General features: G+C 36.7%; 14 protein-coding genes. 1 reads left to right on the forward strand and 13 read right to left on the reverse strand.

The genetic code is table 11. The annotated features are described in order from the left end of the window. Positions 1 to 93: 93 nt before the first annotated feature. The gene (locus tag F823_RS0100630; RefSeq protein ID WP_002845441.1) at positions 94 to 1,545 is read left to right on the forward strand and encodes an aminoacyl-histidine dipeptidase; all 1,452 of its coding nucleotides are present in this window, start codon (positions 94 to 96) and stop codon (positions 1,543 to 1,545) included. A gap of 412 nt (positions 1,546 to 1,957) precedes the next feature. Here F823_RS0100630 and F823_RS0100635 read toward each other — a convergent pair whose 3' ends face one another. From F823_RS0100635 to trkA, 13 genes are all read right to left on the reverse strand, one after another. After that, a complete protein-coding gene (locus F823_RS0100635) occupies positions 1,958 to 2,806 on the reverse strand; it encodes a DegV family protein (protein WP_002843183.1) in 849 nt (282 codons plus the stop codon). A gap of 12 nt (positions 2,807 to 2,818) precedes the next feature. Next, the gene (trmL, locus tag F823_RS0100640) at positions 2,819 to 3,289 is read right to left on the reverse strand and encodes a tRNA (uridine(34)/cytosine(34)/5-carboxymethylaminomethyluridine(34)-2'-O)-methyltransferase TrmL (RefSeq protein ID WP_002845442.1); all 471 of its coding nucleotides are present in this window, start codon (positions 3,287 to 3,289) and stop codon (positions 2,819 to 2,821) included. Next, entirely contained in the window at positions 3,279 to 3,959 is a 681-nt protein-coding gene (gene nth, locus F823_RS0100645; protein WP_002843203.1) for an endonuclease III, read from the reverse strand. Before nth ends, trmL begins: the two co-directional genes overlap by 11 nt. Then, complete coding sequence (locus tag F823_RS0100650) at positions 3,959 to 5,611, reverse strand: nucleoside kinase (protein ID WP_002843274.1); 1,653 nt, start codon at positions 5,609 to 5,611, stop codon at positions 3,959 to 3,961. Before F823_RS0100650 ends, nth begins: the two co-directional genes overlap by 1 nt. A gap of 103 nt (positions 5,612 to 5,714) precedes the next feature. Continuing rightward, positions 5,715 to 6,317: a signal peptidase I gene (lepB, locus tag F823_RS0100655; protein ID WP_002843246.1), complete on the reverse strand. Its 603-nt coding sequence runs from the start codon at positions 6,315 to 6,317 to the stop codon at positions 5,715 to 5,717. Positions 6,318 to 6,350: 33 nt separating this feature from the next. Then, complete coding sequence (locus tag F823_RS0100660; protein ID WP_002845445.1) at positions 6,351 to 7,769, reverse strand: RsmF rRNA methyltransferase first C-terminal domain-containing protein; 1,419 nt, start codon at positions 7,767 to 7,769, stop codon at positions 6,351 to 6,353. Further along, the gene (locus tag F823_RS0100665; RefSeq protein ID WP_002843216.1) at positions 7,756 to 8,361 is read right to left on the reverse strand and encodes a DUF3867 family protein; all 606 of its coding nucleotides are present in this window, start codon (positions 8,359 to 8,361) and stop codon (positions 7,756 to 7,758) included. The genes F823_RS0100660 and F823_RS0100665 overlap by 14 nt, the downstream gene beginning before the upstream one ends. A 90-nt stretch (positions 8,362 to 8,451) precedes the next feature. Then, positions 8,452 to 9,402: a DUF975 family protein gene (locus F823_RS0100675; protein ID WP_019595249.1), complete on the reverse strand. Its 951-nt coding sequence runs from the start codon at positions 9,400 to 9,402 to the stop codon at positions 8,452 to 8,454. 89 nt (positions 9,403 to 9,491) lie between these two features. Next, the gene (locus F823_RS0100680; RefSeq protein ID WP_019595250.1) at positions 9,492 to 10,322 is read right to left on the reverse strand and encodes a carbon-nitrogen hydrolase family protein; all 831 of its coding nucleotides are present in this window, start codon (positions 10,320 to 10,322) and stop codon (positions 9,492 to 9,494) included. Between the two features lie 140 nt (positions 10,323 to 10,462). Continuing rightward, entirely contained in the window at positions 10,463 to 11,887 is a 1,425-nt protein-coding gene (gene purB, locus F823_RS0100685; protein ID WP_019595251.1) for an adenylosuccinate lyase, read from the reverse strand. Between the two features lie 112 nt (positions 11,888 to 11,999). After that, positions 12,000 to 13,277, reverse strand: a complete 1,278-nt coding sequence (locus F823_RS0100690) for an adenylosuccinate synthase (RefSeq protein ID WP_002843211.1) — start codon at positions 13,275 to 13,277, stop codon at positions 12,000 to 12,002. A gap of 331 nt (positions 13,278 to 13,608) precedes the next feature. Beyond that, entirely contained in the window at positions 13,609 to 15,060 is a 1,452-nt protein-coding gene (locus F823_RS0100695) for a TrkH family potassium uptake protein (protein WP_019595252.1), read from the reverse strand. A gap of 10 nt (positions 15,061 to 15,070) precedes the next feature. Next, positions 15,071 to 16,426 (reverse strand): Trk system potassium transporter TrkA, encoded by a 1,356-nt coding sequence (gene trkA, locus F823_RS0100700; RefSeq protein ID WP_002843304.1) that lies wholly within the window; start codon positions 16,424 to 16,426, stop codon positions 15,071 to 15,073. Positions 16,427 to 16,551 lie beyond the last annotated feature (125 nt).

A 16,551-nucleotide genomic window follows, 5' to 3' on the forward strand; every position in this document is an offset into this window, starting at 1 on the left:
TATACATAAATCATAATATACATGGTATAATGTAAATATATATTTTTTATTGCAATTATATTAATATACAAACCCCTTAAGGAGGTGCATACTATGGACTATGTAACAAAGGGTTTATATCCAGAAAAAGTATTCAGAAACTTCGAAAACATCTCTCAGATTCCAAGGTCATCTGGGAAAGAAAAGCAAGTGAGCGACTATATCGTTAACTTTGCTAAAGACCTTGGACTTGATACATATCAAGATGAATATAATAATATAGTTATAAGAAAACCAGCAACCAATGGCAATCCTGATGGACCAACTGTAATGCTACAGTCACATATAGACATGGTCACAGAATCTGGAGATTTTTCAAACCACGATTTTGACAAAGACCCTATTGAATTGATTATAGACGGTAACCATTTACACGCCAATGACACTACATTGGGTGCAGACAATGGTATAGGTGTTGCCTATATGATGTCTGTCCTTGAGAGTCAAGATATCAAGCATCCTAACCTTGAGTGCGTGTTTACATCAGATGAAGAGGTTGGTCTGATAGGTGTAAACAGACTAGACTTTTCAAACCTAAAGTCATCTCTTGTAATCAACCTTGATTCAGAAGAAGACTACAATATACTTGTAGGTTGCGCCGGTGCAGTTGACTCTATACTTTCAATTAGAAAAGAGTATAAACCAGCAACCCCTACAAATGTAGCCCTTGAAATAACAATTAGGGGACTATTTGGCGGACATTCAGGCATGGATATAGATAAAAATAGGGGTAATGCCAACCAAATTATGGGAAGGCTTCTTAACTCTATAAGCGTTGATTTTGATATGTTCAATATAGATGGTGGTTCAAAAAGAAATGCTATACCAAGAACTTCTGAGACAGTTATATCTGTAAGTGACAAGGACATTGAACAGGCAGCAAAAGATATACAGAAAATGTCTGCAAAGATCCAAAAGGAGCTGTATGCTACAGAGCCAAATCTTAAGATAAGCCTTAGAAGAAGTGCTTCTATGGACTTTAAGGTATTTACTAATGCTTGTAAAGACAAAATCATAAAAACACTTATGTTGATGCCAGCAGGTGTAATTGCTATGGAGGCAGAACTTGATGAGCAGGTTGAGACATCTACAAACTTTGCTCTTGTAAAAGAGACTGACACACATATAGAATTTAAGAACCTTACAAGGTCATCAAGCCAGTCTAAAAAAGAATATGTCAAGAGTAAAATAGAGGCCTTGGCAGACCTACTAGGAGCTGAGATTGAATTTTCTGCAGGCTATCCTGCTTGGGAATACAACTCAAACTCTCAATTAGAGAACAAGGCTGTTGATATATACAAGGATGTATTCAAAAAAGCCCCTAATGTACTAGTAATGCACTGTGGTCTTGAGTGCGGAATCCTAATAAGCAAGCTACCACAAAAGGCTGAAGCAATTTCAATAGGGCCTACTATGTATGATGTGCATACACCAAAAGAGTACGTAGAGATAGACTCTGTTGGGAAAATCTGGGACTACTTGCTAACATTACTTGAAAGAATATAGTTTTTAGATAATAGAAGAGACCGCATATAGTCTAGTAAGCTGTACGTAGTATTTGTTATATCATATGCTTAACTCACTAATTCTTCAAGGCCTGCCTAGCCGCAGGCTCACTCGAATTAGACGTTCGTTTTCGCATTGATATAACAAAAATACTACTCTATGCTTACTTTGACAACATACGGTCTCTTTTTCTATTATCTATATCTCTCTATTCTCAATCTACTCTCAGCTACGTGAAATGATGTAAAATCATATACATATCACTTGTCAAATATCATCCATATATTGCCTCTTTTTACAAACTCTTGTTTCTATTTAACAATTTCATGCTGCGTGATTGAGCAATAAAATCGTATTTAAACTTATAATAACTATGTCAAAATGACTTTTTTAAAATAATTCCTATGTTTTATTATCCTTTTAAACAGATAAATCCTGTTGTTCCTGGGCCTCCATGTGTTCCTATACCGCAGCCTATCCTAAAGTACTCGATATGTTGTGCTCCAAAGTCCTTTGTAAGGACTTCTACCAACCTATCTCTTTCTTTAATGTCATCGGAGTAACCTATAAATATCCTCTGTTGCTTAAAGTCAGTCACTCCATTTTCTTTGGCTGTCTCTATCAGCTTGTGGGCTATGTTCTTTTTGCCTCTTGCCACTGCTACATTTTCTACTAGGCCATCCTTGACTACACATATAGGCTTTATGCCTAGAACTGAACCGATCATCGCCTTTGTTCCGCTTATTCTTCCACCCTTTGAAAGGTATTCTAGGTCATCACAGAAGAATGTTGCATATACCCTGTTCTTGATGCTTTCTATATAGTCTACAATTTCATCCAGGCTCTTACCATCCTCTCTTAGTTCACATGCCATCAATACCTGATATCCTATACCATAACAAAGGCTGTTAGAGTCTATAATCTTTATGTTGTGACCTTCAAATTCTTGACTTGCAAGAACTGCACTCTGGTATGTTCCAGTAGCATTTGGAGACACTGATATATACAAAATATCGTATCCTTCTTGTGTATATTTTTCAAATACCCTATAAAAATCTGCGTACGTAGCCTGTGAAGTCTTTGGTATGACCTTATCATTTCTGATTATACTATAAAAATTATCAATACTTATATCTTGTCTATCCTTGTACTCATTATCCCCTATAATTATGTTTAGAGGTATAAACTCAATATCATATTTTTCTATCTGTTGGTCTGTGACATCACTTAAACTATCACAAACTATCTTTATTTTATTCATTTTAACCTCCGCTTATTTTAAATCAGGAAATCCTAGCTGTCTCAATGCTTCATAGACAACTATTGCTACCGAATTAGATAGGTTGAGGCACCTTGCTCCTTCTATACCCCTCATTGGTATCCTTATACAATGACCCTCATTTTTCTCTATTAGATCTTTAGGTAGCCCCTTTGTTTCTTTACCAAAAACTAAAAAACAACCCTCATTATACTCGACATCTGCATATGATTTTTGGGTCTTTGTTGTAGCATAAAAGTAATTAGCCTCTGGATATTTTTCTTGTAGTTCCTCAAATGAATCATAATACTTTATATCTGCTATATCCCAATAATCAAGTCCACATCTCTTCAGATGCTTGTCATCAAGTGAAAAACCTAATGGTTTAATCAAGTGGAGTTGAGCTCCCGTATTGGCACACGTTCTAATTATATTACCTGTATTGTGAGGTATCTCTGGTTCCACTAAAACTATATTAATCGGCATTTTTATTTCCTTTCTTTTCTTTCTTCTTCTCTTCAACTGCATAGTAATTACAGTAATCTCTTATATTGCATAAATGACACTCAGGCTTTCTGGCTTTACATATTCGTCTTCCCTGAAATATCAATAAATGATGCGAATGTGTCCACCTATCTTTTGGTATGGCCTTCATCAAGGCAAACTCAGTAGCTTCAACATTGTTTTCTTTTACTAGTCCTATCCTATTGCTCACCCTAAAAACGTGTGTATCCACTGCAATAGCCGGCACTCCAAAAGCATTGCTCAGGACGACTCCCGCTGTCTTTCTTCCCACACCCGGTAACTTTACTAGGTCTTCAAGTGTATCTGGAACTTGACCACCAAACTGGTCGACTATTATTGTAGATGTATCCTTAATTTTCTGGGCTTTAGACTTGTATAGACCACAAGTCTTTATCATCGCCTCTATATCTTTTATACTCAGGTCCTTAAAGTCTTCAGGTTTATTGTACTTTTTGAACATTTCTTCTGTAACTATGTTGACTCTTACATCAGTACACTGGGCCGATAGTATCGTCGCAACTAGCAACTCAAAGGCACTGGTGTGTACCAACTCACAGTGTGCATCTGGATGCATCTGTGTCAACATATCTAGTATCTCTACTACTTCTTTTTTTGTTTTCTTTCTCGGCATTACACAATCCTACTTCCACCAATAAATTCTCTAATAATCGCAGTCGGTCCTATATCTTCTGTATCATCTAAGTTGACAAAATACTGAAGTAGGCTCTTTAACCTCTGAGCCTCCATATAGTAGTCACTGTCCTCGCTGACTTGTTTTAACAGGTCCATAGCCTGAGTCTTAAGGACTGCTAACTCGTATACACTAGCTGAGTTGAACATTATATCCGCCTCTTCAGCATAAGGGAATATATATTTTTCCTCGCCCCTTCTGACTGACGACCATTTTTCCATAGTCTCAACTGCAGATATACCCCTGAACATACTGTCTCTCACCATTCTCCTCAAGAGCCTAAGATCTGTTGTAGGTATTCTATTGTGGTCATCAAGGTTGAGCTGTGTTATTACACTCAAATATATCTTGAATATAGATGAATTATCTATAGACTCTGTTAGAACCGGATTAAGTCCGTGTATCCCCTCTATGATTATAGGCTGATTAGGTTCAAGCCTTATCTTTTTACCTGTATAAATCCTCTTGCCATCTATAAAGTCAAATTTAATCTCGTCTATCTCATGGCCTGCCAACAAATGACTAATATCAGCTTCAAATTTTGAAATATCAATAGCATCTATAGATTCATAGTCATAGTTTCCATCTTGGTCGAGAGGCGTATTGACCCTATCTACAAAATAATCATCCATTGATATTGGGAGTGGGTTCTGTCCTATTACCCTCAACTGAATTGATAGCCTATGGGCAAAACTCGTCTTTCCCGAAGAAGACGGTGCAGCTATTAGTATTAACTTGGCCTTCTTTTCGTGTATTATATCAGCTATCTCTGCTATCTTTTTTTCATGTAGGGCTTCGACAGTTCTTACCATATCACCATATGCATTGGACTCTATAATCCTATTTAGGTCTACAACATTGTCAATTCCTAATGTTCTAGACCACTCTTCGCTCTCCCTATATACTTCAGATAGCTTGTCCATATTCCTAAGCTTGCTGATTTTTCCCTTAACTCCATTTTCTGGCCCTAGTATTACAAGGCCATCAGCCATCTTAGCAAGGTCCAAGTCCTTTATATGGCCTGTAGATGGAAACATTAGACCATAAAAATAATCAATGTATCCATTGCACTCATATACTTTTATAATGTCATCTTTTCTATACTTTAGTAACTCAGCTTTTTCATCCCAGTTGATCGAACAGAATTTTTCTATCGCCTCGTCGCTCGGTAGGTAGTTACACTTGATTGTAAGGTCTTTTTCTACATATTCAAGCATCTTGGCCTTGATAGATTCTATATCCTTATCGCTTAAAGAGTCTTTTTTCTTGACTACACAATAAAGACCACCACTCATGGAATGGTTGATATATACCTTAGCTTCCTCGAAAAGGTCCTTGCAGGCCATCACCAACAAAAGTGACAAGCCTCTAAAATATAGCCTCTTTCCGTCTTCTTTTAAGGTATCTATAAACTCTACTTCTGAATCCTTGTATAGTATGTGGTTTAGATTGTAGAGCTTGTTGTTGATTTTGGCCATACATATATGTCCTTCATAATAATCTTCAACCAAGCTTGCAAGGTCATTTAGTCTAATCCTATCTGAATTGACCTCGATAGCCCTGCCATCGACTAGTAAATTTATCTTTTCCACAAGCTCACCTCCAAATCACTAATTTATTGTTTCCTACTTATATGCTACTTATAACTTTTCTAATTGAATACTGGTTTTAACTTTCCCAATTAGATACTAGTTATTATTTAACTACTCCCATACTTGATATTGGTAGCAGTCTCACTAAAACAGTACCTATTATCTTGTTTTCAGGTACGTTACCTACTTCAGAATACCTACTGTCCAAACTTCTCATCCTGTTGTCACCCATACAAAATACATGCCCCTTAGGAATTACAGTATCTATATTGCCTTCAGTCCTGTTCCCCTGAGAAACATAGTCTTCTGTCAAAAGCTTCCCATTTACCCTGACTTCGTTGTTTGACACCTGAAGATGGTCCCCTCCAACTGCAATTACTCTTTTAACTAGGTCCTTGGTATTACTGTCGTCCTGTAGGGCAAAATCAACTATCTTCTTAAATATTGACTTTTCCTTGTTGAGGCTATTTATCTCCATAGAACTGTCAAATACTACTATGTCTCCTCTTTCGACCCCCGTATACCTAGTCACCCTATTGATTATTAAATAGTCGTTGTTATCAAGAGTAGGATACATAGACAAACCATCAACTCTAGTTGGTCTAATAAACTGCACTATAACGAGTGCAAGTACTATCGCCATAACAAAAATATTTATAATTTCCATTAATTCTCCGACAAGGCCTTTTTTCTTTTCCCTGCTCAAAACATTCTCCTTTCTCAGCCAAAGCTGCACATATTATCTCTTTATTACTCTTCTCAGCCCCTTTGGATACTTATTTTTAAGAACACCGGATGACTCTTTACCCCAACCAATAGAACACCCTTCTACACAAACTAATACCCATCCTCTTGACTGGCCAGTCTCTATGGGCTGCCCTTCAAGATACTTATATATTTCTTCACTATCATGGTCTAGGTCTAGACAGTACTTTACATCTGACTTTTTAAGGGCCATAGCTAGTGAATGTGCTGGTTCAAACCTGTTCTTTTTTAATTGTCCAAGCAGTATACCATTCCTAAGCACCTTTAGTCCTTTGAGCTTATCTTGGTCAATTGATGCAAGATAAATCATATCCTTATTTTCCACCAATCGATCTTTAAAATTCTGCAAGTCCTCAAACTGGTTCTCACTTAGGTAGTCCAAGAAAAACTTTTTTAAATCATCTGGTATTTTACTGCCGGAAGATGTTCTTTTAGATTTTGATGCCTTTTTATTTTTAGACTTAGAATTTTTGTTATTAGCTATTTCAAAATCCACATCGCCTAGTCCAAAATCTTCATCATTGTCTGAATCTGGTTTGGATATCCTAGCACAAAAATGACCTTCTCCCCTATCTATATGGGGCCAGATCCTCTCCATAGAATCTAAACTTGCCATCTTGTATTCACCTAAGAAGTCATTTATTATGTCTTCATTCTCTATCTTAGTGAAAGTACAAGTAGAATAGATAAGGCTTCCACCTGGTCTTAGCATTGCGTAGGCGTCTCTAATCAGGTCTTTTTGTATATTAGAACACTCTTGAACCTTGGCTATAGACCAATCTTCAATAGCATAGGCATCCTTCCTAAACATCCCCTGTCCAGAACATGGAGCATCGATGTATATTTTATCAAAGAAACCTTTAAAAAACGTTAATAGTCGCTTTGAATCCTCGTTGGTTATTATGGCATTCCTAGCACCAAATCTCTCAAGATTGTCACCTAGGCTAGTCACCCTCTGCTTGTTGATTTCATTTGAAACAAGAAGGCCTCTACCACCTAGTTTAGATAGGATATAGGTAGACTTGCCACCAGGGGCTGCACACATATCCAGAATCCTTTCCCCAGGTACTATATTACTTTTGCCAACTACAGATATTGCAGAGGGCTCTTGTAGGTAATAGGCTCCAGCATCGTGGAGTGGATTTTTACCAGGATTGGTTTCTTCGTCTATATAGTAAGATTCATCAGACCATTCAATTCTATCCCTGTCAATATCTATTGAAAACATCGCCAAGTCTTCAAACCTTTCCTTGGTCATCTTGAGTGTGTTTATCCTTATTGCACTGGTCTTTTTTTCGTCGAATGATTTTATAAAATCATTATAAGAAGGACCTAAAAGGTCCTCCATTTCTTTTAAAAATTCAATTGGTAACTTGTTTTTACTTATAGTCATACGAATTTGTTGCCTCACATATCTGTACTCTTATGCTATCCCCAACTATTACCCTATAATTGGCTATAGCCTTGTTGATATCTTCATCACTAAAGTCTATCTTATTCTCACTTATAACTGTTACATTCTCTCCATTAAATATAATCTTAAGGTCATTCTTGTCGTTTTTAAGATCAAGCTGGATAATATTCTTTTCGTAGGCCTTATCCTCAAAGTCCGCCCTCAAGCTTAGGAGCGCCGAAGTACGGATCATAGACACTGGATTATTCATGTCAAGACTTTTAAGTTTATCAATATTAGCCTTACTGTTAAGAGATTTTTTTATTTTTTCAAGTTCTTCAGGAGATGGATTTACTAATTCAAAACCATACCTCTCCATAAATTGCTTTTGCATATCTAGAAATTTCTTGTTCGGTATATTATTTTCCTCTTGGTAATCAGAAACCTTCTTGATAAAATCTAATAGGTTTAAATCTCCTTCGTAATCCAAATCCATTATTTCTTCACCAATAAATTCTTCAAATAGGTCAATATCAGATTCCTTAACCCTATTTCTAATATCTTCAAAACTTATTATCTTTTCATCAGACATACCTATACCTCACCTTTCTCTTCTTGATTTACCTTGTGTTCTAAGACATTGTCCTGGTCATCACTGCTCTTTTCAGTCTCCTGATTCTCTTCATTTGTCCTGGTCATCACTGCTCTTTTCAGTCTCCTGATTATCTTCATTATTCTGACCCTCTTCTGAGCCTTCCTCAACATCTTTATCAATTTCTTTATGTTCCTGATTGTTATCATTATCCTCATCTTTTATCACCTCTAAACTTTCAGTATCGACTACTCTATACTCATTCATCTCAACAAAATCATTATGAGATACTAGACCCACTTCATCGGCCAACTCAGCCTTGTCTTTTAGTAGTTCTACATAGAATATACCCATACTTGTCATAATATAAGAATTTAAAAACAATATTCCTATACCTAAAGTCAATATTGACAGCAATGACCAACCTATAAACGATAGATAAAGACCAAACAACTTAGCCTTACGCTTTTTCATAAGCTTTCTCGAATACTTCATAGATTTTATAATTCCTATGTCAGAATTTTTTTCTAGTATTATATATATAACCATTGAATACATAAGGTCTATCAAGATCAATATAAATACCATCACTAATAAAAATCCAACCGCAAGACCAATATTTTCAGGGTGCATATGTTTTATTGATTGAGCCAAATCGAGATTACTAGGCTTTCCAATAAGGGCCGCAACAGAATTTGAAACGATTAAAAATACAAAAACGATCTCTATTGCTACAACCATCAGTCCTATTAGGATATTATATCCAAATGACCTTAAGTATTCTTTAATACCAACAAAAAAGTTACCGGCACGCCACTCTTTTCCCTTGGCTATATTAAAAGTTAGGTTTGTCTGCCCTGTAACTAGTATTACAGATATAATAGACATAACTAGTGTAATGTAGATAGCCTCCTTTACTGTTGAGAAATAAGAACCTGCACCTATTATAGCGCACACAATTATATTCACAAGTAACATTTTTAACCAGTTACCCGACAGTCTTTCTCTAGCAACTGCCCTAATTTCTTTATTAGTCATCATTTTTGTAACCTCCATTTTATATATTTTATTAAATAAGTTTATAAGTGTTTTTAGACAAGCCCTTGATTTAGGTTGTCTGACCACACAAGTTACCTAACCTCACAAGCTAGATTGTACCTATCTTTTCTCAGGTGCTTTATAAGGGGTAGTTGGTTTCTTACGGATTCTATCTTTGAACCATCTATATCCGCATATATTATTGACTCTTTTTCATCTGTCCTAGCGATTATACTGCCCCATGGATCTATTATCCTTGAGTTTGCATAGGATACATATGAAGAGTTGACATCCCTTGCTGAAGATGCCCCTACCATAAAGATTTGATTATCCAAGGCCCTCATCCTCAATGATATCTCCCAGTGAAGGGGACCTGTAGTCATATTAAAGGCAGCCGGCAAAAGCACCATCTCTGCCCCCCTTATAGAAAGTATCCTAAAATACTCTGGGAACCTAACATCATAGCAAATGCCTATGCCTATACACCCTAAATCCGTATTGACAAGAGTAAAATCATCTCCTGGTGTAAGCACGTCAGATTCTTTAAAATACTGGCCGCCATCTATATCTATATCAAAAAGATGCATCTTCCTATGTCTAGCTATCATATGTCCATTTCTATCATAGAAATAGGCTGTATTATAAATTTTTGAACCATCAATTTCTGGTATAGACCCTGCCAGTAAGTATATGCCCAGATCTTTGGCTATGCCCATCATAGCATTTGATGTAAGTCCTGGATAAGATTCAGCATAGCTCGAAAAACACTTGGTGTCATAAGGACAATTAAAAATCTCTGGTAGCACAACTAATTCTGCCCCATTTGCTGCAGCTTCTCTAATCATACATACAGATTTTTCTATATTCTTTTGTTTATCATCAGTCACAGACATCTGACATACTGCCAACTTAAAGTCCTTCATAATAAGCCCCCTTGTCCATCCCATTTTGTTACCAATAATTAAGAAAAATTAATTTATATGCTTATATTATACTTTATTTTGGCAAAAAAAGACAGGACCTTGATTAGTCCTGCCTCAAATTAATTTACAATCCACTATGACTATACAGTTATTTCTGCAGTCTCTACAGTATCTTCCTCACTAAGGATTGGGTTTACAACATTTTCCAAGAAATCTGTAACCTGTAGTGTGGCACATCCAACATATAAGTTTGGCTTAAGAACCTCTAGGATTTCTTCCTTTGTAACACCAAAGACTGGGTCGTTGGCAATTCTATCAACTAGGTCATTTTCCTTACCTTCAACCTTTACCATTCTAGCTGCTTCTAGTGAATGAACTCTTATCTGCTCATGTAGTTCCTGTCTGTTTCCACCCTTCTTTACAGCATCCATCATTATGTTTTCAGTAGCCATAAATGGTAGTTCCTTCATAAGTCTCTGTTCTATAACCTTTGGATATACAACTAGTCCATCACTTACATTGGCACAAAGGTTTAGGACTGCATCTATAGCTAGGAAACCTTCTGGTACAGATAGTCTCTTGTTGGCTGAGTCATCAAGTGTTCTCTCAAACCACTGACCTGCAACTGTCATGGCTGGGTTTAGCATATCAGCTATAACATATCTTGATAGTGATGCTATTCTCTCACTTCTCATTGGGTTTCTCTTATAAGCCATGGCTGATGAACCTATCTGGTTCTTTTCAAATGGCTCTTCAACTTCCTTTAGGTTCTGAAGTAGTCTGATGTCGTTTGAGAACTTTGTAGCTGACTGGGCAATACCTGCTAGGATGTTTACAACCTGACTGTCTATCTTTCTTGAATATGTCTGTCCAGTAACAGGGAATACATCATCATAACCCATCTTGTGGGCAACAGTCTTATCCAATAATTTCACCTTTTCAAAGTCTCCATCAAATAACTCTAGGAATGATGCCTGAGTACCAGTTGTACCCTTGGCTCCTCTTAATCTTCTTCTCTGTAGGAAGTCTTCTAGAGCTTCAAGGTCTAGTAAAAAGTCCTGGATCCATAGTGTTGCCCTCTTACCTACAGTTGTTGGCTGGGCAGGCTGGAAATGAGTAAATCCTAGTGTTGGTAGATCCTTGTACTCATCAGCAAACTTGGCAAGTATAGCTATAACATTTACTAGTCTCTTCTTGATTAGGTCTAGTGCTTCATACATAATAATCAGGTCAGTATTGTCTCCAACAAAACAAGAAGTTGCTCCAAGGTGGATTATACCTGCTGCGCTCGGACACTGAACACCATAAGCATATACATGGCTCATTACGTCATGTCTTACTTCTTTTTCTCTAGCCTTGGCTACATCATAGTTGATATCATCCTGAAACTTCTTTAGTTCATCTATCTGGTCCTGAGTGATATCTAGGCCAAGCTCTTTTTCAGTCTCAGCTAGGGCTATCCAAAGTCTTCTCCATGTTCTAAACTTCTTGTCAGGTGAAAATAAGGCCTGCATTTCCTTACTAGCATATCTTGATGTTAGCGGTGATTCATATGTATTGTTCATCTAATACCTCCATTTAATAATCTACATACAACAATATAACTTTTAAATTACTTACTTATTATAAACATGGACATACCCTAAGGCATGCCCATAAATTTTTGTTTTGTGCCTACTATGGCATTACAATATACTGTTCTCTTTGTGCACCTACAGAAACATACTTGATCTTGCAATCAACTGCTTCTTCTATATACTTGATATAGTCTATAGCTTCCTGAGGTAGGTCTTCTAACTTCTTACAGTCGGATATATCCTTGTTCCATCCCTTTTTGTATTCATATACAGGAGTAGCCTTGAATAACTTTTCTCCTATTGGGAAGTGGTCTAGTCTCTCACCTTCAAATTCATAACCAACACATACTGGTATCTGGTCTAGGTAAGACAATACGTCAAGCTTAGTTAGGGCTATTTCATCAGCTCCCTGACACATAACACCATATCTAGATGCTAGTACATCAAATCCACCAACTCTTCTTGGTCTACCTGTTGCAGCACCGTATTCGTTACCAGACTTTCTTAATTCTTCTGCTTCATCACCAAACATCTCTGCTGTGAATGGTCCTTCACCTACACAAGTAGAGTAAGCCTTCATTATACCGATTGATAAGTCTAGCTTTAAGTTTGGTACACCTGATCCAATTGGCGCATAGGCTGCTATTGAAGATGATGAAGATGTATATGGATATATACCAAAGTCAATATCCCTAAGAGCTCCTAACTGGGCTTCGAACATTATGTTCTTACCTTCCTTTGCAGCCTTGTTTAAGAATAGACCTGTATCACATACAAATTCCTTGGCTATTGTTCCATATTCTTCAAGATATGCCCACATTTCATCAAATGAAATCTTGTCCTGACCATATCCTTTTTCTATCATTAAGTTCTTGTAATCTATTATACCCTCTAGTCTCTTCTTTAGGTCTTCCTTGCTATCAAGAAGTTCACCCATTCTAAGACCCTTCTTCATATACTTGTCACCATATACAGGTGCTATCCCCCTCCTAGTTGAACCATACTTGGCATCTAGTAGTCTTTCTTCTTCTAGACAGTCCATCTGTACATGGTATGGCATTACTATTATTGCCCTATCACTTATCTTTAGGTTGGCTGGAGTTATTTCTATTCCGGCTGCCTTTAACTTATTCATCTCTTCACTAAGGTGCTTGATATCAACTACTACACCATTACCAATTACATTTACTACATCTGAGCGTAGTATACCTGATGGTAATAAGTTAAGTATAAACTTACCTCTTTCATTAACTACAGTATGACCTGCATTGTTGCCACCCTGGTACCTAACAACTACATCGTAGTCACTAGATAGTAAATCTACCATTCTTCCCTTACCTTCGTCGCCCCAGTTAATTCCTGTTATTGCTGTTAACATCTACTAATCCCTTCTTTCAAACATTCCTTTAATATATATTTTCCTTTAATTGACATCCTATACTAGGCTTTTTGTAAAAAACAAAAAAGTGCCCATGCAGATATGCCGTTTGTAACAAACTCATCCCACAAGAACACCGCCTATTACTAATAGATTATAGCATATGTTATATACAAAGTCCATAAAAACGTAACTGTAAATACATATTTTTTTTAATTTTTATCAATAAATATTCGTTTTTTATATCTTTTTTTCTAGTGTCATACTTGAAATAATCGTTTTTCATATCCACCTTATTTTTTCCACTACTCTATATTTGGGAAAAAATTTTTTAGAACCTTCTCTTAAACATCCTAGGACTAAATATGAATAGTATTGGATATATCTCGAGCCTACCTATCAGCATATCTAGGGTCAAGACAAGCTTGGAAAAATCAGACAAGGTCGAGAAATTCTGAGTAGGCCCTATTATCTCTCCAAAACCAGGTCCCACATTGTTGATACAAGTGATCACTGAAGTTAGAGTTGTTTCTAAGTCTAATTCATTTAGGGATATCATCAGGTATGACACAACTAAAATAGACATGTATATCATAATATAGGCTGTAACACTTCTAATCACTGTATCATCCATGACCTTTCCATCAACCTTAACAGATACAATACTTCTAGGATGAACTATTTTTCTTATCTCACTCTTGATATATTTACCTAGAAGCAAGACCCTGGATACCTTGAGTCCACCACCAGTAGACCCTGCACAGGCACCTACAAACATCAACATCAAGAGTATTCCCTTTGAAAAACTAGGCCAAAGATTAAAGTCAGTAGTCATCATACCAGTTGTCGTGATTATAGTAGTAACCTGAAAAGACGAGTACCTAAATGAGGTTAAAAATGACCCGTACATAGGATATATATTTATAGTTATTAGAAGGGTCGCCACTGCTATAATACCTATATAGGTCCTCAGCTCCTCACTCTTGAATACCCTAGCAAATTTACCTAGTAACAAGAGATAAAATAAGTTGAAGTTGACCCCAAAAAGAGCCATAAATACCGTAATCACCCCGTCTATATAGGCACTGTCATAAAAGGATACGGAATCTGCCTTGTTTGAAAATCCACCTGTTCCCGCTGTAGAAAATGTATGTATTAATGCATCAAATAAGGGCATACCACCTAGGACCAAGAGCACGACCTCAGCAACTGTCATCACTACATATATAAGGTATAATATCTTAGCAGTCTGCCTAGTCTTTGGTACTATCTTGTCCATTGTAGGACCTGGAACCTCAGCCTTCATAATATTAAGAGACTTACTACCTGCAAGGGGTATAACAGCCATTACAAATACAAGTACACCCATACCACCTACCCAGTGGGTAAAGGCCCTCCAAAAGTGTATACCATAAGGAAGGGATTCAATATCTGTAAGTATAGTAGAACCCGTAGTAGTAAAGCCCGATACGGTCTCAAAAAATGCATCTACAAATCTCGGTATAGCACCAGTAAAGTAAAAGGGAAGAGCTCCTAGCAAGGAGAACATAACCCATGCTAGACCAACTATCATCAATCCATCTTTGACAAATATATCCGATCTTTTAGGTCTTTTCCTAGAAAAAACACTTCCCAAGCAAATACATAAAACTGCGATTATTAATATTTTTCCAGCTACTGTATTCTCACCATAAATAAGGGCCACAAGGGCAGGTAGCAACATCAAGGCCCCCTCTACCCTAGCTATATTCATAATGACAAACAGCATCATCTCATAATTCATAATTTAACTCCTACTCCACTATGTCATCAACATCACTGATATCTTGATGCTTAGTGACAATAATTATATTATCCTTGGCATTTACAATGTCGTTACCACTAGGGATTATTATACTGCCTTCCCTGACTATGCAGGCTAGCAATAGGTGCTTTCTAAGTTTTAAGTCAGCAAGTCTTTCACCGACAATTTTACTAGTCTCTCCTACTGAAAACTCAAGCACATCGACCTTGCCATCAACCATCCTGTAAAAACTGTTAAGTTTACTTCCGTATGAGGCTTCCATAGCCTTAACATACCTTAAAATTATACTGCCCGTTATGTCCTTAGGAGATATTACTGTATCTAAATTTAGGGTCTCTGTCATATTTAAAAATGTAGAATGACCCACCTTAGTTATGACCTTGCGAATATTTTTTGAATTTGCATACATAGACAGTATTATATTTTCTTCATCTATTCCTGTAAGGCAAACAAAGGCATCTACATCATCAATCCCCTCTTCTTCAAGCAACTGCTGGTCTGTTCCATCACCGTGAATAACGTCAACATATGGAAGTAGGTCTGCTATATTATTGCAGGCCTTTATATCCCTCTCTATAATTTTTATCTTTATATTTAGCTTTTTAAGACTCTCACATAGGTAATAGGCTATCTTGCCACCACCTATTAGCATAACTGTCTTAACCTTCCTCTTTAGGCCACCTATCCTTCCAAGGAAGTTCTCAAGTTCTAGGTGGGATGCTGCTATACTCAACTTATCTCCAGCTTCAAGGACTAGGTCACCATTTGGTATTATAACATCATTGGCCCTCTGAACAGCACAAATAAGGACTTTAAGATTAAACTTATGACTTATCTCCTTCATTTTCATTCCTACAAGTACAGAGTCTACACCAACCTTAAACTCTAGCAACTCGACCTTACCCTTGGCAAATGTCTCTACCTTTAGGGCAGATGGGAACCTCAGTATTCTGGATATCTCATTGGCTGCCACATATTCAGGATTGATAACCATACTAAGACCAAGATCGTCCTTTATATAGTTGAGTTGATTATAGTATTCAGGATTACGAACTCTTGCTATTGTATGCTTTGCCCCCAGTTTTTTGGCAAGTAAACAAGAGAACATATTAATCTCATCTGATGAAGTACAGCCTATCACTATGTCAGCTGCATCTACACCAGCCTCTTTTTGTATATCATAATTAATTGCATTACCATTGATACATGCAATATCTAAATAATTATTAATCTTTTGTATTACTTCAGGATTTTTCTCTATGACTGTAACATCATGCGATTCTTTTGATAGCTGCTCGATAATCTTGTTGCCTACCTTGCCACCACCAATAACGACTACTCTCACCTTCTACCTCCAAACCAATAATACATCTATATTTTAGACGTTTATTATATTCCTTGTTGTAAGATTGATTATAGCACATTACAATTTTAAATACTACAAATTTGCCCTTAATATCACTTACTTAC

Source organism: Peptostreptococcus anaerobius VPI 4330 = DSM 2949, from assembly GCF_000381525.1.
GTDB lineage: Bacteria > Bacillota > Clostridia > Peptostreptococcales > Peptostreptococcaceae > Peptostreptococcus > Peptostreptococcus anaerobius.

Excerpts from the sequence above, each read along its gene's own strand:
- F823_RS0100630 (WP_002845441.1), top strand. The coding sequence starts at position 94 with ATGGACTATGTAACAAAGGGTTTATATCCAGAAAAAGTATTCAGAAAC.
- F823_RS0100665 (WP_002843216.1), bottom strand. The coding sequence starts at position 8,361 with ATGTCTGATGAAAAGATAATAAGTTTTGAAGATATTAGAAATAGGGTT.
- F823_RS0100635 (WP_002843183.1), bottom strand. The coding sequence starts at position 2,806 with ATGAATAAAATAAAGATAGTTTGTGATAGTTTAAGTGATGTCACAGAC.
- F823_RS0100680 (WP_019595250.1), bottom strand. The coding sequence starts at position 10,322 with ATGAAGGACTTTAAGTTGGCAGTATGTCAGATGTCTGTGACTGATGAT.
- trmL (WP_002845442.1), bottom strand. The coding sequence starts at position 3,289 with ATGCCGATTAATATAGTTTTAGTGGAACCAGAGATACCTCACAATACA.
- F823_RS0100690 (WP_002843211.1), bottom strand. The coding sequence starts at position 13,277 with ATGTTAACAGCAATAACAGGAATTAACTGGGGCGACGAAGGTAAGGGA.
- F823_RS0100675 (WP_019595249.1), bottom strand. The coding sequence starts at position 9,402 with ATGATGACTAATAAAGAAATTAGGGCAGTTGCTAGAGAAAGACTGTCG.
- purB (WP_019595251.1), bottom strand. The coding sequence starts at position 11,887 with ATGAACAATACATATGAATCACCGCTAACATCAAGATATGCTAGTAAG.
- F823_RS0100695 (WP_019595252.1), bottom strand. The coding sequence starts at position 15,060 with ATGAATTATGAGATGATGCTGTTTGTCATTATGAATATAGCTAGGGTA.
- nth (WP_002843203.1), bottom strand. The coding sequence starts at position 3,959 with ATGCCGAGAAAGAAAACAAAAAAAGAAGTAGTAGAGATACTAGATATG.
- F823_RS0100660 (WP_002845445.1), bottom strand. The coding sequence starts at position 7,769 with ATGACTATAAGTAAAAACAAGTTACCAATTGAATTTTTAAAAGAAATG.